The sequence below is a fragment of the Paraburkholderia sp. EG286B genome, from assembly GCF_040965655.1.
Lineage (GTDB): Bacteria > Pseudomonadota > Gammaproteobacteria > Burkholderiales > Burkholderiaceae > Paraburkholderia.
This window is the reverse complement of the sequence record NZ_JBFRCF010000006.1, coordinates 1-21,198: the sequence shown is the minus strand read 5'-3', so window position 1 is coordinate 21,198 and position 21,198 is coordinate 1. Positions and strand designations below refer to the sequence as shown.

Here is a 21,198-nt window from a genome sequence, read left to right as displayed (position 1 = left end):
ACCTCAGATGCTTGCGGCCCGGAAATTGCAAACGCAGCGTGTCCGCCGCCGCAAGCCAGGTGGGCCGCTTCCCGTAGAATCTTCGTGAAGCCGTGCAATGAAAACGAACCATCACGCGGCGCGCCGCCATGGAGAATCCGTTTGCCCGCGCATCCCGCCCGATCCGAAGCCGTTACGCAACCCATGACCTTGCGGCGCGCGCCGCTGCAGGCCTCGTTCCGAGCCTGCTTCGCGCTCGTTTGCCTCGCGCTGGTCGCCGGTTGCGCGACGCGGCCGCCCGCCACGGACTACCCGCGCGAGACGAGCGTGGCGCTGCCGGCACAGCAAGCCAGCGCCACGCCGCTCGGCGCCGCGCTCGCCGCCCCCGTTGCGGCTCATCCCGACGAATCGGGCTTTCGCCTGCTCGCCACCGGCACCGACTCGCTGCAGATGCGCGTCGCACTCGGGCGCGCGGCGACGAAGACGCTCGACATGCAGTACTACATGGCCAACGAGGACACCACCGGCAAGCTGCTGCTCGGCTCGGCGCTCTATGCGGCCGATCGCGGCGTACGCGTGCGCATGCTGGTCGACGACCTGAACTTTCACGACATCGACCGCCTGATGGCCGCGCTAAACAGCCATCCGAACATCCAGATCCGCGTGTTCAATCCGTACGGCAGCACGAGCGAGTCGATGTACCTGCGCACGCGCAACTTCTTCACGAACGTCGACCAGTTCACGCGCCGCATGCACAACAAGGCGACGATCGTCGACAACGAAATGGCGATCGTCGGCGGTCGCAATCTCGGCGACGAGTACTTCAACGCGAGCCCGACGATCGACTTCCGCGACCTCGACGTACTCACAGCGGGCCCGGTCGCGCAAAGCGTCTCGGCGAGCTTCGACGAGTACTGGAACAGCTCGATCTCCTACCCCTTGCGCGTGCTCAATCATCAGAAGTTCGACGCACACAATCTGGACGCCGCCCGCGACGACCTGCGCAAGCATTGGCGCGAGAGCGCCGAACCCTACAACGCCAAGCCGCTCAACGCCACGCCGCTCGCACAGCAGATCGCGGGCAACACGCTCGGGCTCGTCTGGGCGAAATGGGCGTTCGTGGCCGACTCGCCCGGCAAGATCGCGGGCACCGAGAAAGGCGAGCTGGGCGACGCCATGCGCGCGCTGCTCGAGCGCATCCATCATGCGCACAGCAGCGTGCTGGTGTTCTCGCCGTACTTCGTACCGCACGACGCGGGCGTGCAGGCCATCCGCGCGCTCACCTCGCGCGGCGTGCGCGTGGCGATTCTCACCAATTCGCTCGCCGCCACCGACGCCGTGGCGGTGCAGGCCGGCTACAGCCCCTACCGCGTGCCGCTGCTTGAGGCCGGCACCGAGCTCTATGAGTTCAAGCCGCAGCAGGGCGAGCACGATGACGAGCAGCGCTTCGGCGTGGTCGGTTCGCGCTCGCGCGCGAGCCTGCACGCCAAGGCCTACGTGATCGACGACAGCACGCTCGTGATCGGCTCGCTCAATCTCGATCCGCGCTCGGCGCGCCTGAACACCGAGCTTGCGCTCACAGTCGAGAGTCCGACCATCGCGCATGAAGTCGCCGACCTGTTCAAGCGCGCGATCTCGCCGCAGGTGAGCTACCGCGTGACGCTCGCGACGCCCGCGCAACTGGCGCTGCTCAAAGGCACGACGGTCAACTCGGCGCTCGTCTGGACCGACGAGGAGAACGGCATGATCCGCACCTACAACCTCGACCCTGGTGCGGGTTTCTACAGAAATGTCCTAACCGGGCTATTCTTGCTGTTGCCGGTCGATAGCCAGCTTTGAAGCGGCTTTGAGCGCACGTCGCTATCGGGCGCGCAAAACGTAGAACGCTTGACTTACGTCGTACCGTCCGCCGTCGAGCCAGCCGCGAAGCCGCTTGCGTCACCTTTGTCATGCGAGACGCGCAGCGCCGCCGCGACCCAGCCACCACGCGGATCCGAACCCGTCACGAGAGCGGCGCACTCCTGCGCAGCGCAAGCCGCGCGAGCCGAAGGCGCCGTCTCAATCACCGGAGTATCAAATGACCGCAAGCAACGAAAACGTCCGCATGGAGCGCGACACGTTCGGCGAGATCGCCGTGCCCGCCCAGCAGCTTTGGGGCGCGCAGACGCAGCGATCGCTGCAGAACTTCCGTATCTCCACCGAAAAGCAGTCGCCGGAACTGATCACCGCGCTCGCGACGATCAAGCGCGCCGCGGCCGAAGTGAATCTCTCGCTGGGCGTGCTCGACGAGACCAGGGCGCACGCGATCATGCAGGCCGCCGACGAGATCATCGCGGGCAAGCATCCGGGCGAATTCCCGCTCGCGGTCTGGCAAACGGGCTCCGGCACGCAAACCAACATGAACCTCAACGAGGTGATTGCGAACCGCGCGAGCGAGATTCTGGGCGGCGAGCGCGGCGAGGCGCGCAAGGTGCATCCGAACGACGACGTCAACCGCGGCCAGTCGTCCAACGACGTGTTCCCGACCGCGATGCACGTGGCCGCCGCCTACGGCATCGTCAAGCATCTGCTGCCGGCGCTCAAGACGCTGCGCGATACGCTCGATGCGAAGGCGAAGGCCTTTGCCGACATCGTGAAGATCGGCCGCACGCACCTGCAGGACGCGACGCCGCTGACGCTCGGCCAGGAGTTTTCAGGCTACGTCGCGCAGCTCGATCACGGCATCAAGCACGTGGAATCGTCATTGCCGCATCTCTACGAACTCGCGCAGGGCGGCACGGCCGTGGGCACGGGTCTGAACGCGCATCCACAGTTCGCGCACAAGGTGGCGGAAAGCATTGCGAAGCTCACGGGCGTGCCCTTCGTCACCGCGCCCAACAAGTTCGAGGTGATGGCCGCCGCCGACGCGCTCGTGTTCGCGCACGGCGCGCTCAAGACCGTGGCGGCGAGCCTCATGAAGATCGCCAACGACATTCGCTGGCTCGCGAGCGGCCCGCGCTGCGGCCTGGGCGAGCTGTCGATTCCCGAGAACGAGCCGGGCAGCTCGATCATGCCGGGCAAGGTGAACCCTACGCAGTCCGAAGCAGTGACGATGCTCTGCTGCCAGGTGTTCGGCAACGACGTCGCCGTAAACATGGGCGGCGCGAGCGGCAACTTCGAGCTGAACGTGTTCCGCCCGATGATCGCGCACAACGTGCTGCAGTCCATCCGCATGCTCGCCGACGGCGCGCTCAGCTTCAACGATCACTGCGCGGTGGGGATCGAGCCGAACCGCTCGCGCATCGACACGCTGCTCAACGAATCGCTCATGCTCGTGACGGCGCTCAATCCGCACATCGGCTACGACAAGGCCGCGCAGATCGCCAAGAAGGCGCACAAGGAAGGCACCACGCTCAAGGCCGCCGCGCTCGCGCTGGGACACGTGACCGAGCAGCAGTTCGACGAGTGGGTGAAGCCCGGCGAGATGGTGGGCAACGCGAAGCAATAGGCTTGATTTGCAGGGCTGAAATGCACAACGGGCGGCGTGGTTCAAACCCTCGCCGCCCATTTTTTCATGCTGCCGCAACAGCGTGCCCGCGTATCAAACCTGTCCTTTCGCGACTTCCTCGGGCTTGAGTTCGACGATCGCGTCGAGCGCTTCCTTCACGTCGAGCGCGTACTTCGCGAGGCGCTTCTGCTCGTCCGTTTCCGGCACGTAGGTCGGCACGGGAATCGGATTGCCGTTTTCGTCGACGGCCACGAACACGATCAGGCAGTCCGTGGTGAGGCGCAGCTGGCCGCTCTTCGGATCGCCGGCGTGCACGGTGATGTGAATATGCATCGACGTGCGGCCCGTGGCGACCACGCGCGCGCGCAACTCGACCATGTTGCCGACGAGAATCGGCCGGCGAAAGCGGATATTGCCCACGCTCACCGTCACGCAATAGCGGCCGGACCAGACCGCGGCGCACGCATAGGCCGTCTCGTCGATCCACTTCATCAGCGCACCGCCGTGCACTTTGCCGCCGAAGTTCACCGAAGTCGGCTCGGCGAGGAACCGGAACGTCGTTTCCGAACGGTCCAGCGGCTGGGTAGGCGTCTTCATCTCGGCTTGGCTCATGGCGAAAAGCCGCGTACGGCGGCTCGTATGGTGGGGTAAGGAGGCGTCGATTATACGAGCGCAATAAGACAGACGGTCGCAGCCATTTGCGAAACGCCATCCGCGATGTTTTTAGTTGGCCGCGAATCGCGCCCGGTAATCGAGCGGCAGCACGCCGTAAGACCTTTCGAACGCGCGCCGCAGATTCTGTTCGGTGCCGAAACCGCAGTCGGCCGCAATGCGCTTGAGCGGCCGGCACGACTGCACGAGCGCGTGCGCGGCGGCCTCCACGCGCATCGCCGCGACCGTGCGCGCCGGCGTGCGCCCCACCGCATCGACATAGCGGCGCGCGAACGTGCGCGGGCTCATGCGCGCTTCTTCGGCGAGGCGCTCGACGCTGAGCTCGCCGTGCAGGTTAGCGGCCATCCAGCCGTGCAGCGCGTCGAACTCCGCGCCTGCGCCGGCCTGGGCCGCGAGCGCCGCGCTGAACTGCGACTGGCCGCCGGGCCGCTTCATGAAGACGACGAGGCGGCGCGCCGCCTGAATCGCGACCGCATGGCCGCAGTCCTCCTCGATCAGTGCGAGCGCGAGATCGATGCCCGCCGTGACGCCCGCCGACGTCCACACCACGCGGCCATCGCGCTCGTCGCGGATGAAGATCGGCTCGGGGTCGACTTCGACGCGGGGAAAGCGGCGCGCGAGCTGGGCGGCGTTGCGCCAGTGCGTGGCCGCGCGGCGGCCGTCGAGCAGGCCCGCCGCGGCGAGATAAAACGCGCCCGTGCAGACCGACGCGATGCGGCGCGCGTGCGGCGCAGCCGCCGCGAACCAGGCGACGAGTTCGGGTTGCAGCGCGGTGCTGTCGTCCGCTGTGTCGTAGATAGGGATGCGGGGCACAATCAGCGTGTCGATCGTGGCGGGGTCGAGCGTGTCGAGCCGCTCGGTGATGATGGGCATGCCTGCGAAGGTGGGCAGCACGCCGCCGGCGACCGAGGCGAGCGTCGTGCGGTAGGCGCAGGACTCGCCGCCGCTTGTGCCGCTCGCGGCGCGCATCGCCAGCTCGGCGCGCCAGAACGCCTCGACGGGGCCGCACGCGTCGAGCAGCACGAATTCGGGCGCGACGGCAAACACGACATGGCGTGCGGCGGCATGGGACGGCGGTTGAAACGGCATGGCGGCGGACTCGGTGCTGACGATGTGTCCGCATCATCGCACGCGCGCGTTTGGCAGTCAGGTCAAAGCAACATCAAATACTGCCAGATGAAGCCTGGCCGCTCACTTGTGGAACGTGATGCCCTCGTCGATCGTGCCGTACATCGTGATGCCGCTCGCGCCGCTCGACGGCGGCGGCGCGGAACCGCCTGCACAGGCGGCGCACAAAGCGGCGAGCGCCGCGGCGGCAAAAAGAGCCAGAAAGCGTTTCATAAAAGGCCGGGCCAATTGCGTGAAGAAACAATTTTAGCGCGGGGCTCCTGCGCGCCGCAGTACGGACCGTCGCAGGCAATGCTTCGGCCCCGTCGCGGGGCTATCCAACGCCTGCAATCGATACTTCAGCGTAGACTGAAACGTCGAATGCGCAATTTCGCTAGAGTAACGATGTGGGCGGCGTCAGCCGCCATCGCAACCCACGAAAGAGCCGCCATGAACCTTCCCGCCACCGACGAATCGAGCCACTTCCCGGGCCTCGCACGCGTTGCCGCACTGCTCGCCGATCCTGGCCGCGCCGCCATGCTGTGGGCGCTGATGGACGGCAGCGCGCGGCCCGCGGGCGAGCTCACGATGATTGCGGGCCTGTCGCCTTCGGCGGCGAGCGGCCACCTCGCGCGCCTGACCGACGGCGGGCTCCTCGCGCTCGACGTGCGCGGCCGCCACCGCTACTACCGCATCGCCAACCCCGAGATCGCCGCGGCGATCGAGGCGCTCATGAACGTCGCGCAGGTGTCCAACGCCGTCACCTCGCAGCGCCCGGCGCCGCGCCCCGCGCGTACGGTGCCGCTCGAGATGCGCCATGCGCGCACCTGCTACGACCACATGGCCGGCGAAGTGGCCGTGCAGGTGTTCGAGCGCCTCGTGGACGGCGGCCTGCTGGTGCGCGACGGCGACACGCTCGAAGCCACGCCCGCGGGCGCGGCGCGTCTCGCGGCCTGGGGCGTGGACGTGGCCGCGTTGCGCACGCGGCGGCGCCGTTTCGCCTGCACCTGCCTCGACTGGAGCGAGCGCAGGCCGCACCTGGGCGGCGCACTCGGCGCGGCGTTGCTCGATTCGTGGACGCAGGGCGGCTGGGTCGAGCGCACGTGCCGCCCGCGCGTGTTGCGCATCACGTCCAGGGGACAGCGCGAGTTCGACGCGATCGCCGGCGCCTGAACGCCGCGTGTGCGCGTCGAATTAGCTGACAAATACCCGACAAAATCGCCGATTTCGCGCGCAAAAATGCGCGTTTCGCCTGCGGTCACACGTTCTGTTACATCTGGTGCATAAGCCTTAACAAATCCGTGAGCATGGAAACAAGCGCGCCGGATACAGTGCCCTGCATGGGATGGCGCTAAACGCTGCGGCATCAAAGCGCCCAATCCCATCGACAGGAGAACAACGATGACGACGCGCACACCTACGATCACCCAGTTTCGGCGCACCTCGCGCCGCACGCTGTTTGCGCTCGCCGCGCTCGCGGCGCTGAACCTCGCCGCCGCGCCCGCGGTGTTCGCGCAGACGGCGCCGCCCGATGCCGCGACCGCCCCCGCCGCCACGGGCGGCGATCCGCCGAGCCGCGTCGCGCGTCTGGACTACATGGCCGGCGCCGTGACCACCGAGCCGGCCGGCGCCAGCGACTGGTCGTACGCGCAGCTCAACCGCCCGCTCACGACCGGCGACCAGCTCTGGAACGACGCCAATGGGCGCTCGGAACTGCACATCGGCTCGACGGCGGTGCGCCTCGGCGCGCAAACGAGCCTCGACGTCCTCAATCTCGACGATCAAACCGCGCAGCTCAAGATCGCGCAGGGCACGCTCTCGACGCGTGTGCGCGACGTGCCGCCCGGCAGCTCGTATGAAATCGACACGCCGAACCTCGCACTCGGCGTGACGAGCCCCGGCGACTATCGCGTGGATGTGGCGCCCGACGGCAGCAGCACGACCGTCACCGTGCGCAGCGGGAGCGTGACCGTGTACGGCGAAAACGGTCAGACGCCGATGTCGGCCGGCCAGCAGATCCGCTTCGCCGGCACCGACCTGCAGCAGGTGGCGAGCGACCAGACGCCGCCGCCGGACGCCTTCGACCAGTGGGGGCTCGCGCGCGACGCCGCCGAGGACCGCTCGGTCTCGGCGCGCTACGTCTCGCGCGACATCCCGGGCTACCAGGACCTCGACAACAACGGCACGTGGCGCAACGATCCGCAGTACGGCGAAGTCTGGACGCCGAACTCGGTGCCCACGGGCTGGGCGCCGTATCACGACGGCCACTGGGTCTGGCAGGCGCCGTGGGGCTGGACCTGGGTCGATGACGCGCCCTGGGGCTTCGCGCCGTACCACTACGGGCGCTGGGCTTACGTCGACGATTCGTGGGCGTGGGTGCCGGGGCCGATCGTCGAGAGCGCGCCGCCCGTCTATGCGCCGGCGCTGGTCGCGTTCGTGGGCGGCGGCGACGGCGGCACGGACTGGGGCGTCAATCTCGCGGTAGGCGGCGTCGCGGCCGCGGGCGTCGCGTGGTTCGCGCTCGGGCCGGGCGAGCCGTGGCATCCGCACTGGGGCGGCTGGAGCCCCCACTACTACGAGCGCGTGAACCAGACCGTCGTCGTCAACAACTACCGGCGCGACGTCAACATCACGAATATCAACGTTCACAACACCTACGTGAACTATCGCGCGCCGGGTGCAGTGACGGCGGTGCCGGCCACGGCGTTCGTCCACGGTCAGCCGGTCTCGCGGTTCGCGCAGCGTGTCGATCCGCGGCAATGGCGCAATGCGCGTATCGACCCGGGCACACCCGGCATCGCGCCTGTGAAGGGCAGCTTCGGGCCCAATATGCGCCGCGCCGACTACCGGCCGCCCGCGACGCTCAATCAGCGCCAGGTCGTGGCCACCCGCGCGCCGGTTGCGCCGCCCGCGTTCCACGACAACCTCGCGCAGCGCTTCGCCCACGCCGGCGGCACGGTGCCGGGTGCGGGCGCGCCCGTGGTGCGCGTCTCGGCGCCGTCGCATGCGCCCTCCTCGCCGTTCGCTCCGGCGGCTCATGGCGCATGGCCCGCGCAGAACGTGCGCGTCGTGCCGCCGCATTCACCGGTGCTCGGTGCGACGGGCAGGCCGGCGGCCCCGCAGGCGCAAGCCGGCCGTCCGGGTATGCCCGGCGGTGCGCCCCAACCGGGGGCCACGGCCGCCAACGCCATGCCGCGCGGCGCCGAGCATGGCCAGCCGGGTGTGCCGCCGGCCGCCGCGCAGGAACATGGCGTGCCGCGTCCGCCGCAGTTTGCGGGCCGGCCCGAAGGCGGTGCGCCCGCAGCCGGCCAGCCCGGTCCGGGCGCGATGAACTCGGCGAATGTGGCGAATGCGGCGCACGGTGAAGCGCATCAGCCTGCCTGGACGCAGCCGCACGCGCCGATGGCCACGCGTGGCCAGCCTGGCGCCAACGAGGCGGGCCGGCCGCCCGCCGCCGCGATGCAGGCACAGCGTGACGCGGCGCATGGCCAGCCGCCGCAGCCGCAAGCGCAGCAACGGATGCCCGAGCCGGCCGCGGCGCAGCACGGCCCGCAGATGCCGCCGCAAGCCGAAGCGCGGCCGGCGCAGCAGCCCGCGGCGCGCCCCGAGTTCCATCCGCAGGCGCAAGCTCAGCCGCAACCGCAGCCGCAACAGCGTGCCGAGGTCCGTCCGCAGCCCCAGCCGCAGCCGCAGCCGCAGCAACGCGCCGAGGTCCGTCCGCAGCCGCAACCGCAGCCGCAGCAACGCGCCGAGGTCCGTCCGCAGCCGCAACCGCAGCCGCAGCAGCGCGCCGAGGTCCGGGCGCAGCCGCAGCCCCAGCCGCGTCCGGAATTCCACCCGCAGCCGCAACCGCAGCCGCAACCGCAGCCGCGCCCGGAATTCCATCCGCAACCCCAGCCGCAGCAGCACGCGGAGGCCCGCCCGCAGCCGCAGCCTCAACCGCGTCCGCAGCCGCAGCCCGCGCCTCATCCGCAAGAGCGCGCAAGCGGGGGCAATCACGACGACCACCACCACGGCTGATCGCCGCGCCGCCAACGAAAAAGCCCGCGAACGTCGCCGTTCGCGGGCTTTTTTCATGGCGCGGTCATACCGGCCACTAACGTAGAGGCAGGCGCCTCACACCGCCATCGGCGCGGTCAGCGGCTCGTGATGCCGGTAATCGACGAGCGAGAAGTCCGACGGCTCGACCTTTTCGAGCCACTGAGGCTCGTAGACGCCCGTCTTCGCGTACTCGGGCACGCGCTCAGAGATGGCCAGACGCGGGCTCGCGTAGGGCTCCCGGCGCAGCTGCTCGTTGAGCATATCGAGCTGGTTCTCGTAGATATGCGCGTCGCCGATGAAGTACGTGAACCAGCGCGGCGTATAACCCGTCAGCCGGCCCACGAGGTGCAGCAGCACCGCACCTTCGGTCAGGTTGAACGGCGTGCCGAGGCCCACATCGTTGCTGCGGATATAGAGGCACAGCGAGATTTCGCGCTTCGTCGGGTTCGGCAGGAACTGGTACAGCAGGTGGTTTTGTGACTTTGGTCAATCCTCAACCACAAATTACGGGCGACGCTTGCTTTGCCATTTTTTTATAAGTTGGGCAAGCCGGCAAAGCCGGCGCGTCAGACCTCGAGTGTGTGCAACTCTGGCACTGCCCGAAGGGCAGCTGTCCACACCCTTGTGGTGTGGACAGCAGAGTTGTGCACACGGGGCGGTACAGCCAAGAGGTTGGCTACGATTTATGGAACGCAATTTCGAGAACTGCTGGTGGAGAGCCTAGCTTTATCTACGCATGGCGTGAGATTCCCCGACTGGGAAGCAGTCAACTGACGAATTTTGCGCTCTCCGGTCAATTTTACTGAAGACGCTACATGTGGTATGTTGACCCGAAACTAAGTCGCACATATAGTGGTTGATGCTCGCATGGCGCGAGTGCTAATTCCGGAGATGCGTCCCGTGGCCACCCAGCAGCAATTCATCGACTTTTTGTCCGAGATTGAGCCCAGCCCGACGACGAAGTCGGTGTGCAGCAGCGCGCACTCGAACCTCCGTGAGAAGCTGGAGAAGCACGAGACGTATAAAGACATACATGTCAACACCTACCTCTCCGGCTCCTATGCCCGCAACACGGCACTGCGTCCGCGGCAAACGAACGGCACGGTGCGCCGTCCTGATGTGGACATCATTGTTGTCACGAACCACAGGCACTACAACCTGCCGAGCGATGTTATCGGCACCCTGCGCAGGGCGGTGAAGTCCCTAGGTTACACGGAGGTCGAGGCAAACCGGCGTTCTATTTGCGTCTCCTTGGGCTCGGTCGAGATGGATGTCGTTCCGGTCATCGCCAGTCCGTGGGACCAAGGTGGCTGGCTCATCGCGGACAAGAGCGAGGAGCAGTGGCTGGTCACCAATCCGATGGGACATAACCAGTGGGCCAGTGCCGTGAACAAGAAAGCCAACGGCGACTTCGTTCCCCTTGTGAAGCTGGTGAAGTGGTGGCGGCGCGAGAACCTGCCGCACCTCAAGCGCCCAAAGGGATTCATCCTGGAGACGCTCGTCGCCAAACACATGGATTACAAGGGGACGAGCTACGAAGAGCTGTTCGCCAAGTTCCTCGAGGCAATTCGCGACGAATACAGATGGACCGCCCAAACTGGTCAAGTGCCTTATCTAGAGGACCCCAGTGTCTCGGGCAACAACGTGTTCTCGCGGGTCAAGTCGGAAGAGTTCAAGCGGTTCTACGACTTGGCCGAAGCTCACGCCGCCCTTGTGCGTCGCGCCCAGCGGGAAACCGATGCAGACAAGGCCTTGGTCCTCTGGCAGCGGATTTTCGGTGACCGATTCCGGAAGCCTGCCCAGAAGGCGAGCATGTTGCGTCCCGCAGTCGCCGCCAGCGCCGGTACCGGCTTGGTTTTTCCAGCCATCGCCGTAGTGCCTCCGAACAAGCCGGCTGGATTTGCGTGATGCGACTGCTGCTTGAAGAGCCAATTCGCATGCGCGCGGAGACTCGCGGGCTGGATGAACTCGCGAGCTCTTCAGGTTGGCTGACCAAGCTGGAATGGGGTTTCACCGAGGCCAAGGACGTCTGTGTTGACTTCGATATCACGGTTAACGACAAGGTGCATGAGGCGGTCTTGGTCTACCCGGCCCTATTCCCCCAGGCGCCGGCGTATGTACGGCCGCGCAAACCCGATGAGTCATGGAGCGCGCACCAATACCCGTCGACGGGCACGCTCTGCCTCGAGTGGGGACCGGACAACTGGCACTCAGGCGTGACGGGTGCTGACCTTGTGGTCAGCACCCACAAGCTGCTGGCATATGAGAAATTTGGACCTGTCATCGGCGTCGCTACGCCGTCGCGGCACGAGTTGACGCTTGGGCAGCGCGTACGTTCCGAGTACCTGCGATTCCTCATCACGGAGCAGTTGCAGGCAGCTCTCGAAGCCTCATCCCGCGCGGCGCCCATTCCTCTGGCAGTAGCGACGTTATATCGACGGTCAGAGTTCGTTGCGGTGGCATCTCAGCTCGGTGATGAGGCTTCACCCGCGGAGCTGGGCGTGCCCAAGGAGCTTTCCGATCCGGCTGCTGCCTCGTCATGGATTCGCAAGGGGTTCGTCGTCTGGTGCGATGAGTGGAGCTCGTTGCCCAAGGTCATCAACGACCAGGCCGTTCTTCGGGAGTTCTTGAAGGCAAAGGGCTGCTGGCCGTGGCCGGATGACGAACAGCGATCGGGCTTCCTGCTTTTGGCGGATGCGCAACTTCGGCTTCGGCCCATTTCGGTTGCAGCAAATACTGATGGCAGCACGGTCTTCGACTATTTCCCTGTGGATTGTACGGATAAGGGCCAAGTCAGGCAGCCGGAACGCAATGCGACCTTGACGCGAAAGAAAGTTGCGATTGTTGGCCTCGGATCCGTAGGTAGCAAAATCGCCGTGTCGTTGGCGCGTTCCGGCGTAACACGCTTTCTACTCATCGACGACGATATCCTCAAGCCATCGAATCTGACACGTAACCAGCTGGATTGGTCCTCGATGGGCTACGACAAGGTGGACGGTGTCCAAAGCGCAATCCAGTTGATTTGCCCGGCTGCGGAGGTAGCTTGCCGCATGTTCCGTTTCGCTGGGCAGGAGAGCTCCTCATACAACACGACTGTGCTTGAGCAAATCGCAGCGTGTGACCTCGTTATTGATGCCACGGCGAACCCGAAGGTATTCTCGTCCATAGCGGCCATCTGTACGCGGCGCAAGGTTGCCGTCGTCTGGGGCGAAGTATTCGCCGGGGGCATCGGAGCTCTCATGGCGCGCAGCCTGCCCGACTTCGACGCGGACCCATTGGGAATCCGCAGCGCGATTCATGCGTATCTCGCCGGCATGCCCGCAGCACCCTTCCAGCATGCGCAGGCCTACGATGCCGAAGAGGATGACGAAGTGTTTGTTGCGGGGGACGCGGAGGTGAGCTCCCTTTCGGCGTCGCTAACGCAGTTCGCAATTGACGCCCTGGTGGGCGCAGAGGCACCTCGATTTCCGAACTCCGCCTATCTGTTTGGCTACCAGAAGGCTTGGATTTTTGAGGCACCTTTCGACACGCACCCGATTACTTGCCCGCGCGCCACGGAAGGCCCCGAGGTGCCAGTTGATTCAGAGGAAGCGGTGTCAGCGTTGAGAGAGCTCATTACTACCGTGTTCGGCGCGAAATAATGTTGACCGTCAGCATACCGCCGGACGTGCAGCGGACACTGCGCAACGCGCTCAAGGCCGCTGGCGCAGACGAATGCGGTGGCGTCCTGATGGGAGAGCACGTGGGGCCGGGCCATTTCGCCGTCAGATATCTCACGGTGCAAGGTGGGGGGCGTTTCGCTAGCTTCATTAGGGAAACTCAGTCAGCGTTGCGTGCCCTCAGGAAGTTCTTTCGCCAATCGGGCCATAACTACGCTCGGTTCAACTACCTCGGCGAGTGGCACTCACACCCGAGCTTCTCGGTGCAGCCCAGCACGACGGACCACCAGTCGATGTTGAATATCGTCAAGGACGTGCGCGTCGGCGCAAATTTCGTGGTCCTGCTCATCTTCAAGCTTTCACGCCGGGAAGAGCTCGAAGGCAGTGCCCACACCTATCTCCCAGACGGCTCCTTTGCGCTGTCGACATTGGTTTTTGAAGACAGCCGATGAACTCCGCACTTTTTCAGCGCCAAGCCACTGGCGGCGTAGTGGCCCGAAACGGATTCGAGTATCAAGATGCGTTCTTGCTCGAGAACATTCCGCGCTTCCTCGCCCAAGGGGCTTTTAGCCACGCCGTCAGCGAGCTGCTGGGGGATGTTGAGATTCGTTACTTCCGGCCAGGCGGCGGAACGTACTGCGTGCTGTATGAGGCAAAACGGCACCAACTGACGAAGACCGAACTGTGGGCGGAGGTCGCTCATTTTTGGGAGCTGCATGAGAAGTCGCCAGCAGAGTACGTGCAATTCGTGCTGCTCTGTGGCGACTTCGTTGGAGAGTACCAGGGCCTCTTCGGAAAATTAAACCGGTACCGTGGCCCTGCAGTAGCGCTCAATGCAGACTCTAGCATTCGAGCCACGGCCGAAGCCGACATTCTGGACACCATCGTGAAGGCTGGGCAGACGCGAGAGATGGCGCGCTTCGTGTTCGAACGGGTGTCGTTCGTCCAGTACCGGGACGACAACGTTGATGCCGGCTTTGGTACTAGGCTGGAAGAGCATTTGCCCAGCTTGAACATGAGCCGAATGGAGACCGCAGCTTTCCGGGGAAAGTGTAGGGAGCTGGTCGGCACCTCCGTCAAAGGTGTCGTCACGCGCAGGGACCTCGAAGCGGCGCTCGTGGATCATGCGCCGAGCGTGGCTGACGAATGGCGTGTTACACCGTCGGCCCTTCATCTTGCAACTGCTGGATTCGAACTTGGCCCTCTCGCATTGGATGTGTCGGCGTTCAATGGCCCTGAGCGAGGGAGACTTGGCCAAGCGGCGTGGGTCCAACTACAGCAGCGCTTGGGAGAGGTTGGAGACTTCCTTCACGCGAGCCGCAGCCGCCGAGGGGTACGGCTGTCGGCAAAGCATCGGATGTCGCTCGCTTGCCTGCTTGGCTATTGCTTCTCGGCAACCCGGAACTTCGTCCTCACGCTGGACCACAACGACCAGACGTACGACACGTCAGTGCACGACAAGGCGCCGGGACCGTTCTTTACGATTAGCGAGGACGTGCCTTCGACCCTGGGTGTGGAGGGGGTTGCCTCCATCAGCTTTCCCAACGGCTCGAATGCTGACGTTGTGGCTAATGCCAAAACCTTCGGTCTAAGTAGCTCACCGAAACTATCGCTGGTCTCAGCGTCTGTCGTTACGGATATCGCAAGCCTGAATACTGCGGTGAAGGAGGCCAAGATTGCCTTGGCAGAGTTCCGTGGGCGCCATCAACTGCTGCGGGTGCACCTGTTCATTAAGGCGCCGGCCGTGTTCGCCATCGGACTTGGACATCGGCTCAATGGGATAGGGCGTATTCAGCTCTATGACTGGGAACAAGGGAAGTACATCCCAACTGTGCAGCTCGACTGAGGGCCGCGCTGAGCGAACTACAGCTTCTGCTCCAGTTCAGCCACGAACTGGGCGGCTGCAGAACTTCGGCCTTGACATCGGTCCGCGTCGACACCGACCACAGCTCAAGTCACGAGCCGCAAATGGGTGCACGAGCATGGAGACTGAAAAGGAAATCGGTGCGTGGGAGAGCAAGAATCGCCGCGGTGAACACTGGCGTTTTTTTGCTGGTCAGCCTTCCTCGGGCTCTGGGCGGAGCTTGTTCTTTCTCCCCAGCTTCACTGGAACGGAGACGTCCTCCCGTTCAGCCAGCAACTCCAACTCGTCCACGCCCAGAGCCCGAGCCAATGACACGAGCGTGTCGAGTGTGACGCTGCGTCGCCCAAGCTCAAGCTGGCCGATGTGTGTGCGATGAATACCAGCGCGGTCCGCGAGATCCTCTTGGGACAAACCTTGTTGCCCGCGGAAGAATCTGAGATTCCGCGCGAGCCGCTCACGAAATGAAGCCTGGCGCGATGTGATGTTCTCTGCCATATGGGGCAGGAGCATTACCCATCACGGGCTCGAAATCTACAGTGTATAAAGTGCCACTTTATAAAGTGGCACTCTTTACAGTTCATATTCCCGCAACTACACTTCGGGAAATCCTCAATTGAGGGGGCTCGGCCATCATTACCGGCTGAGATGTCCAACTCGTATGCCGCGCTAACATTGAATGTCAATGTCACGCGTCGGCGCGAAACTTCATTTTCACAATCGCTTTCCGCGAGGGATGTGTTCGTCCCGCGGTAAGCCGAAGTAGGAGATTTATCGGTGACTGCTCCCCGAGCGCAGCATCGCACACGGTCAATGGATGACTCGGCAGCCGTGCGCCGGATGATCAAGATGGCTAAACACCCGCGACCCCGCCTATGGATGCTGAATTACCCACTCTTCTTCCGCGCAGCCCATCATCCCTGGTCATACCCGACGAACATTTCGCACTTTGGAATTCTGTGCGGGGTCGGCTGGTATCCGCTTATTGAAACGCTGGCGCGTGACGTCGAGTCCGAGCTGCGTGCATTGTGGCGCGAACAATTCCACCGCCCGGACCAGATCGTAGCCTTGGAATATGCGCTCGCGACCGGCCGTGCGACCTTCCCTGTCCTTCCCATCTGCACAGACATCTCGCAAGTCGATGGTGAACTCAAAGTGGAGTTTCAGTGTGGGTCCATGTGCCCGGCGGATGTTGCGGAACGGATTCGCTCTTACATAGACAACGCAGTAGCGAATTCTCGCTATATCTGCGAGAGCTGCGGCAGGTCCGGCAAGTTTCGCGAATCCTACTGGCGTCGTGTGTATTGCGATGACTGCCTTGTGCCAGAGGCCCCCTTGGAGCAGGCGTTGGAGCCTGCATAAAACGTGTCTGGTCACCCGGAGGAGTACCGCATGCTCGAATACCGTCAGAAGGCTGTCCTCGAGACAGCTGCCTGCATCTGCGACGGGTGCGGGCGGTTGATGAGGCCAGATGCCGGCGACGGCGAATGGCAGGAACGGATGTCGCTCACGTGGCGCGGCGGCTTTGCCTCAGTCTTTGGTCACAGCGTCGAGATGAATCTCGATTTCTGCCAGCACTGCGTGAAAGCCATCTTGGGCGAGTGGATCCGGGTTACTCGCCGGGACCGGGGCGACGGTCCACCCGATCTGCGCGGCTTGATGTTGGCCGGAGCCACGTCATCGCGCACATCCGTCGCCGATGCGCCCCACTTCGATCTCCTTCGTGCTTTCTTCAAAGCTACCAGCGAGTTCGTCGAGAGGAATGGGCTGCCCCTCGAAGTGAACGAGCAGTTGCAGGAAACCAGGTCGAACACAGATCCTGCTGGCTGCGTGAACTCGTCAGTCAACGTTGTGTCCGTGAATGACGTGAAAGCGTCGCGTGAGAAACCGAGCCAGGCGTGGCGGATCCTCCGCCTCGCAATGTACGTCTGGGATGACGCGACCGACGCAGATGCCTGGTTGCGCTACCCGCATCCAGAGCTCGACGGCAGGACACCCTATGAAGCCATGGTGACTGACGCTGCCGGCGCCGAACAAGTTGAAGCTATGTTGGGGCGAATCCTGCATGGGATCCCGACATGAGTATCCATCACGCTAGGGGCCGCTTCGTGGTTGTCTCGCGCGTTACGTCCCCGGGATTCGAATGCCCGGAACTCGAAACTGCACTGAAGGAGATCGACGAGAGGCTCGCATTCGTCGACTTGCGTGGATGCGCAAACAACGGAAAAAACAATGAAGCCTGAACTGGATGCCAAGCTGCGCGCTGACTACCCGCTGATCTTTTCCACGGAGCGGATTGCCGATCCCGACGATTCGGACGAACCTCCTGTGCCGTCGCCATTTGCGGCGTGGGGCTTTGAGTGTTCCGATGGGTGGTACGACCTCCTCGACGCTTTGTGCATGAAGTTGCAGCAGGCGACGAAGAACGGCGCGCCTCAGGTGGTTGTGAGTCAGGTGAAGGAGAAGTTCGGGAGGCTGCGCTTCTACGCGAGCGGACCGAGCGACGAACAGACAGGCATGATCGAGCTAGCCGAAGCCATGAGCGCGCGCCTCTGCGAGCGCTGTGGCAATCGCGGCACGCTGATTCAAACGGGCTGGATGCGCACGCGCTGCCCCGAACACGCTAACGTCTGAGGGCCGCCATGTTTCGCCCGATGTCGTGCCCCGACCTTCAGGCACAGGCCGTCGAGGCCATACTCGCCTCTACGCAATGGCTGACGTATGGGACGTCGGGCGCGACACCCGGCCGGTGGAAGGATTGGCACCAGGAAGGTCGGGTCTTCGCGGTCGACTGGGGTGAGCAGACTTTGTATCCCGCATACTTGTTTGACGGGCGTGGCAACCCGATTCCTGAAGTCGCAGAGATCCTGAAAGTCTTCGAGGGCTACAGGCCGTTTCGCATTGCCTCATGGTTTGAATCGACGAACAGTCTGCTTCGTGGCAAGCGTCCGCGCGAGGTGCTGTCCTCGGATCCCACGGCGGTGATCGCAGCGGCGCGCGCTCATGTCGCGGGGCCCGTCCACGGCTAGTCCTAACAGGCAAACGGAGACGATTTGACCTTGAAACCGGACTGAGCTAGGCACTCGCCAGAGTCGTCGCGACTGGCATCGGCCTCGGCGGCTGGGCGCTCTGGCTACAGGCGCGCCGATAGCTGGAAAACGACAATTTGGGTGATTGTGAAGCTCGTTTACGACATTCAAGACGTGCGAGCGAGCTAGCGAAGCTCGTTTACGACCTCTGGGAGTATTCCATGAGCACCAAGGCGACATTGCGGCATCAGGACGCGGAAGGCGAACTGCCTGCGTGGCAAGTGTATGAAGAGCTGTTCGAGCGGGACGACGTTGTCTATCTTGAGCTCGACGGCGTGCAAGTGAATGTCACGATGATCGACGGCCCGTTCGAGAAAGCCGGCACGGTACGGCTACGCCTGCCTTCAGCGACGGCCCGACAGCTTGGCATCATGCCCGTCGACTGGAAACACGACGATAGATGGTCTCGCTCGGATATCGAGCGTGGCATCGAGCGCTTTCGCCAGCGGTTGCAGCGGAAGACCGAGGACGAGGGGGCGGAGGAGCCATGACGCCGCGATTTCAGGACGTTGTCGGCAAGCTCTATAGGCCACCTGCTGATGGCACACGCCAGGTGTTTGCGCTGCCTCGAGCTGATGCGGAGAAACTGCCGCGACTGTCATCGATCGCCGTCATCTCTATAACTGCGCCGGAGCGGCCGGAGGCCAATCTCGACGGCTTCGAGCACGTGCTGCGCCTGAGCTTTGCGGACGTCGACTTTCTGAACCCAAGCCTGTCGAAACGAGCTGCGGAAAAACTCGGCGATGCGTTCACAGCGGAGCAAGCGCAGGCGATTTGCTCCTTCGTCAATGACATGCCTGAAGAAATCGTGTCGATTGTCGTGCACTGCGAAGGGGGCTACTCGCGGTCATGCGGCGTCGCATTGGGACTCAACCATCTGTACGGGTACCGAGTCGAGTTCGAGCACCTGGCGGAGGCGAATCCGTCTGTAGTCCGCCGGATGGCGGCGCGGCGTTAGCTGCAGCCCCTGGCACTATTGTGAATTATTTGGCCGGGATAATTCTCTCGGCTAGGGAGCAAGCATGCTTTGCATAGACGACTATCCACAATGACTGTCACCACCTCGAACCGTCCCGGCAACCCGGATGATCGTCGAAGACGACGCGTTCGGCCTGTACGTACGTAACTGGCGCTTCGTCAACGTCCCCATCTGGAAGGCGTTGATCCGGCGTCGGAACACTGGGTTTGGGCACAGTGTGGTGCTGTGTATTTACAGGCGAGAATCATCTTGTTGAACGGAGCACGAGGAGGAGCCATGAGAAAAGCACGGGAGACGACGCACCACCTGCTGCGCTCGCCAGCTAACCGCGAGCATCTCGCGCGCTCCATTGCTCAGCTACGCAGCAAGCTAACAATGACCAAGCTTGCAGAGACTGCCGAGTCCGACGAGATAGAGGCCGCCGGGCCTGCTTTGGCTGTCGCACTTCAGCGTCGGAAGTGGAGTGAACTCGAGCGCTTCAAGCGTCCCGACTTCGACGTCGACGCTTACAGCAAAGCGCTCGAAAAGGACAGCGATGAGAGCGATTGATGACTTTGCGTGGTGCGAGATGCGCGCATATTTGAGCGCACGAGCAACTGGCAAAACGCCGGCGGCGCCGAACGTCAATGAATTCCGGACAAATCGGCCCGGCCCGTCGAAGACGCGCGTCCGTCCGTCGCGTTGTCTTCGGCGGATGCTCGCAAGACAAGGCTGTACGACATGAACCGGTTCCTCCCACCTGCCCCGCGCCTAGGCACGACGCCACTCCCAGTACGCACGGGAGGTTGGGTGCTATATCTCGACTTCGACGGGGTGCTCCATCCGGAAGATGTCTGGCGGCGGAGAGGGTCCGGGCCATACGACGCTACACCACCCGGGCACACACTGTTAGAACACGCCGCGCTGCTTGTGGCGCTGTTGGCTCCCTACCCCAATGTGCATATCGTTCTGTCGACAAGCTGGGTGCGCATCTTGGGAAGCGTGCGCAAGACCGCGCATCGGCTGCCACCGGCGCTGCGGGCGAGGGTTGTTGGCGCCACCTTCCATGAAGAGATGGACGCGTACCTGTTTGCCGGCATGCCACGTGGCATGCAAGTCTGGGCGGACGTCCAGCGCCGGCGGCCTCACGGATGGCTATCGCTGGACGACGACGGCGAGGGGTGGCCGGCCATGGCGCGTGAGCATCTTGTACTGACCGACCCAGTCCTGGGGATCAGTGAACCGAGCGTGTATAGCGCCATTCAGGCGAAGCTCGCTGCAATAGGCGCTTTCAGCGACGCTTGCAGCGGCCAGGTCTGACTGCTGCGACCGATCGCTGTAGTTGACTGTGACCGCGGCAGCCGCATGGGGGGGCGATGGCGTGCGCCCAGTGCTTTGGTGGATGTAGTAAGGAGGAACTTTGCGACGGCAACCTCGAGGAAGGTTATCGCGGCCAATTCGCGGTGCTGCTGAAGTAAGTCCGTGGCAATTTCGACTTTCCAGTGACAGCCCGGTAGCATCAACGGTTTAGAGGAGATTCGAATGATTCGAACAACATATCCGGGCGGCACGAAACAGTTGCATCAGCCCATCATCTTCATCTACGAGCAGGGCCACGCGCGCCACGCGCTACTGCACCCGCACCAGCAGCAGGCGAACCAGACCATCACGAACGTGACTATCGAGTACGAGCGCCACGGCGAAGTCAGCTCCTCGCAGGTGGTCAACGGGCCGACACCGGTCATCGCGAGCGCGGCACTGAAAGCCGTTCAGTTCGCCGAAGCGGAAGCCCTCCACTGGAAAACGAAGATCCTGCGGATCTTCCTGCCGACCGTACAGTTTTTGGACGAGCAGGACATGGCAGGTCTGGTCAGCAACAGATACCCGGTGATCAGGTAAGCGCGATTCGCTAGAAAGGAAAGGCCGGCGCCGGCCGGCCTTTCTCTTGCGCGCGGCGAAGAGCGTCTCCGCACAGATGGACTGCCGACTCACGCGAACATTCGCCTGGGAGGGGCCCCTACGCGCAGCACACTCGCTAAACCGAGCCGCACACTGACAGCTTCCGGCTAGTGCGCGGTTTCGTGGCAATATCAGGCAAATTGCACGGGGGTTTTCATGGCAATACACTTGTTCATCGATACAAACGTCTACCTGAGCTTCTATCACAACTCGAGCGACGCGCTTCCGTCACTGGAGAAGCTGGGCACGTATATTCTCTGTAAGCGGCTCGTGCCGGCCGTTATAGACGGTGGCTGAGGGCGACATCAAAGTGATGCCCATCATTTCCAATCTGATGGGCACCACTTTGACACAGTCTGCGGAGAAGAAGCCTGGTTCCCGGACGG

At 63.7% G+C, this 21,198-nt stretch carries 22 protein-coding genes and 1 pseudogene; 18 read left to right on the top strand and 5 right to left on the bottom strand.

Features of this window, described 5'->3' with window-relative positions; translation table 11 throughout:
- The first annotated feature begins 183 nt into the window (after positions 1-183).
- Together AB4Y42_RS14230 and fumC are read left to right on the top strand one after the other, a co-directional pair.
- Positions 184-1,818, top strand: a complete 1,635-nt coding sequence (locus AB4Y42_RS14230; RefSeq protein WP_368694738.1) for a phospholipase D family protein — start codon at positions 184-186, stop codon at positions 1,816-1,818.
- A 238-nt stretch (positions 1,819-2,056) separates the two neighbouring features.
- On the top strand, positions 2,057-3,466 hold the full coding sequence (gene fumC, locus AB4Y42_RS14225) for a class II fumarate hydratase (protein WP_368694568.1): 1,410 nt from the start codon (positions 2,057-2,059) through the stop codon (positions 3,464-3,466).
- 93 nt (positions 3,467-3,559) lie between these two features.
- On the opposite strand, the gene AB4Y42_RS14220 is transcribed toward fumC, so the two are convergent.
- From AB4Y42_RS14220 to AB4Y42_RS14210, 3 genes are all read right to left on the bottom strand, one after another.
- Positions 3,560-4,063 carry an acyl-CoA thioesterase gene (locus AB4Y42_RS14220; RefSeq protein WP_069262939.1) on the bottom strand — a complete coding sequence of 168 codons (504 nt, stop codon included), beginning with the start codon at positions 4,061-4,063 and terminating at the stop codon, positions 3,560-3,562.
- Positions 4,064-4,189: 126 nt separating this feature from the next.
- Positions 4,190-5,227 carry a GlxA family transcriptional regulator gene (locus AB4Y42_RS14215; protein WP_368694567.1) on the bottom strand — a complete coding sequence of 346 codons (1,038 nt, stop codon included), beginning with the start codon at positions 5,225-5,227 and terminating at the stop codon, positions 4,190-4,192.
- A 102-nt stretch (positions 5,228-5,329) separates the two neighbouring features.
- Complete coding sequence (locus AB4Y42_RS14210; RefSeq protein ID WP_368694566.1) at positions 5,330-5,479, bottom strand: hypothetical protein; 150 nt, start codon at positions 5,477-5,479, stop codon at positions 5,330-5,332.
- Positions 5,480-5,695: 216 nt separating this feature from the next.
- Between AB4Y42_RS14210 and AB4Y42_RS14205 the strand changes: the two genes are divergently transcribed.
- Complete coding sequence (locus tag AB4Y42_RS14205) at positions 5,696-6,418, top strand: ArsR/SmtB family transcription factor (protein ID WP_368694565.1); 723 nt, start codon at positions 5,696-5,698, stop codon at positions 6,416-6,418.
- A gap of 228 nt (positions 6,419-6,646) precedes the next feature.
- Positions 6,647-9,265: a DUF6600 domain-containing protein gene (locus tag AB4Y42_RS14200; RefSeq protein ID WP_368694564.1), complete on the top strand. Its 2,619-nt coding sequence runs from the start codon at positions 6,647-6,649 to the stop codon at positions 9,263-9,265.
- Positions 9,266-9,361: 96 nt separating this feature from the next.
- Here AB4Y42_RS14200 and AB4Y42_RS14195 read toward each other — a convergent pair.
- Positions 9,362-9,757: pseudogene (locus AB4Y42_RS14195) on the bottom strand (thymidylate synthase); the annotation flags it as partial.
- A gap of 429 nt (positions 9,758-10,186) precedes the next feature.
- Here AB4Y42_RS14195 and AB4Y42_RS14190 point away from each other — a divergent pair.
- From AB4Y42_RS14190 to AB4Y42_RS14175, 4 genes are read left to right on the top strand one after another with little or no spacing between them, the layout of a single operon-like run.
- Positions 10,187-11,194, top strand: a complete 1,008-nt coding sequence (locus AB4Y42_RS14190) for a hypothetical protein (RefSeq protein WP_368694563.1) — start codon at positions 10,187-10,189, stop codon at positions 11,192-11,194.
- The gene (locus AB4Y42_RS14185) at positions 11,194-12,927 is read left to right on the top strand and encodes a ThiF family adenylyltransferase (RefSeq protein ID WP_368694562.1); all 1,734 of its coding nucleotides are present in this window, start codon (positions 11,194-11,196) and stop codon (positions 12,925-12,927) included. Before AB4Y42_RS14190 ends, AB4Y42_RS14185 begins: the two co-directional genes overlap by 1 nt.
- Positions 12,927-13,397, top strand: a complete 471-nt coding sequence (locus AB4Y42_RS14180) for a Mov34/MPN/PAD-1 family protein (RefSeq protein ID WP_368694561.1) — start codon at positions 12,927-12,929, stop codon at positions 13,395-13,397. Before AB4Y42_RS14185 ends, AB4Y42_RS14180 begins: the two co-directional genes overlap by 1 nt.
- Positions 13,394-14,791: a dsDNA nuclease domain-containing protein gene (locus AB4Y42_RS14175; protein ID WP_368694560.1), complete on the top strand. Its 1,398-nt coding sequence runs from the start codon at positions 13,394-13,396 to the stop codon at positions 14,789-14,791. Before AB4Y42_RS14180 ends, AB4Y42_RS14175 begins: the two co-directional genes overlap by 4 nt.
- A 210-nt stretch (positions 14,792-15,001) precedes the next feature.
- On the opposite strand, the gene AB4Y42_RS14170 is transcribed toward AB4Y42_RS14175, so the two are convergent.
- A complete protein-coding gene (locus AB4Y42_RS14170; RefSeq protein ID WP_368694559.1) occupies positions 15,002-15,304 on the bottom strand; it encodes a helix-turn-helix domain-containing protein in 303 nt (100 codons plus the stop codon).
- 315 nt (positions 15,305-15,619) lie between these two features.
- Between AB4Y42_RS14170 and AB4Y42_RS14165 the strand changes: the two genes are divergently transcribed.
- From AB4Y42_RS14165 to AB4Y42_RS14120, 10 genes are all read left to right on the top strand, one after another.
- The gene (locus AB4Y42_RS14165; RefSeq protein ID WP_368694558.1) at positions 15,620-16,168 is read left to right on the top strand and encodes a hypothetical protein; all 549 of its coding nucleotides are present in this window, start codon (positions 15,620-15,622) and stop codon (positions 16,166-16,168) included.
- A 30-nt stretch (positions 16,169-16,198) separates the two neighbouring features.
- Positions 16,199-16,888, top strand: coding sequence for an antitoxin Xre/MbcA/ParS toxin-binding domain-containing protein (locus tag AB4Y42_RS14160; protein WP_368694557.1), 690 nt, complete (start codon positions 16,199-16,201; stop codon positions 16,886-16,888).
- A gap of 150 nt (positions 16,889-17,038) precedes the next feature.
- The gene (locus AB4Y42_RS14155) at positions 17,039-17,440 is read left to right on the top strand and encodes a hypothetical protein (protein ID WP_368694556.1); all 402 of its coding nucleotides are present in this window, start codon (positions 17,039-17,041) and stop codon (positions 17,438-17,440) included.
- Between the two features lie 8 nt (positions 17,441-17,448).
- Complete coding sequence (locus AB4Y42_RS14150) at positions 17,449-17,835, top strand: hypothetical protein (protein ID WP_368694555.1); 387 nt, start codon at positions 17,449-17,451, stop codon at positions 17,833-17,835.
- 221 nt (positions 17,836-18,056) lie between these two features.
- Positions 18,057-18,386, top strand: a complete 330-nt coding sequence (locus tag AB4Y42_RS14145) for a hypothetical protein (RefSeq protein ID WP_368694554.1) — start codon at positions 18,057-18,059, stop codon at positions 18,384-18,386.
- Positions 18,383-18,853, top strand: coding sequence for a hypothetical protein (locus AB4Y42_RS14140; RefSeq protein ID WP_368694553.1), 471 nt, complete (start codon positions 18,383-18,385; stop codon positions 18,851-18,853). The genes AB4Y42_RS14145 and AB4Y42_RS14140 overlap by 4 nt, the downstream gene beginning before the upstream one ends.
- A 297-nt stretch (positions 18,854-19,150) precedes the next feature.
- Positions 19,151-19,423, top strand: coding sequence for a hypothetical protein (locus AB4Y42_RS14135; RefSeq protein WP_368694552.1), 273 nt, complete (start codon positions 19,151-19,153; stop codon positions 19,421-19,423).
- Positions 19,424-19,663: 240 nt separating this feature from the next.
- Positions 19,664-20,173, top strand: a complete 510-nt coding sequence (locus tag AB4Y42_RS14130) for an HAD domain-containing protein (RefSeq protein ID WP_368694551.1) — start codon at positions 19,664-19,666, stop codon at positions 20,171-20,173.
- A 222-nt stretch (positions 20,174-20,395) separates the two neighbouring features.
- Positions 20,396-20,752: a hypothetical protein gene (locus AB4Y42_RS14125; protein ID WP_368694550.1), complete on the top strand. Its 357-nt coding sequence runs from the start codon at positions 20,396-20,398 to the stop codon at positions 20,750-20,752.
- 216 nt (positions 20,753-20,968) lie between these two features.
- The gene (locus tag AB4Y42_RS14120) at positions 20,969-21,109 is read left to right on the top strand and encodes a hypothetical protein (RefSeq protein ID WP_368694549.1); all 141 of its coding nucleotides are present in this window, start codon (positions 20,969-20,971) and stop codon (positions 21,107-21,109) included.
- Positions 21,110-21,198 lie beyond the last annotated feature (89 nt).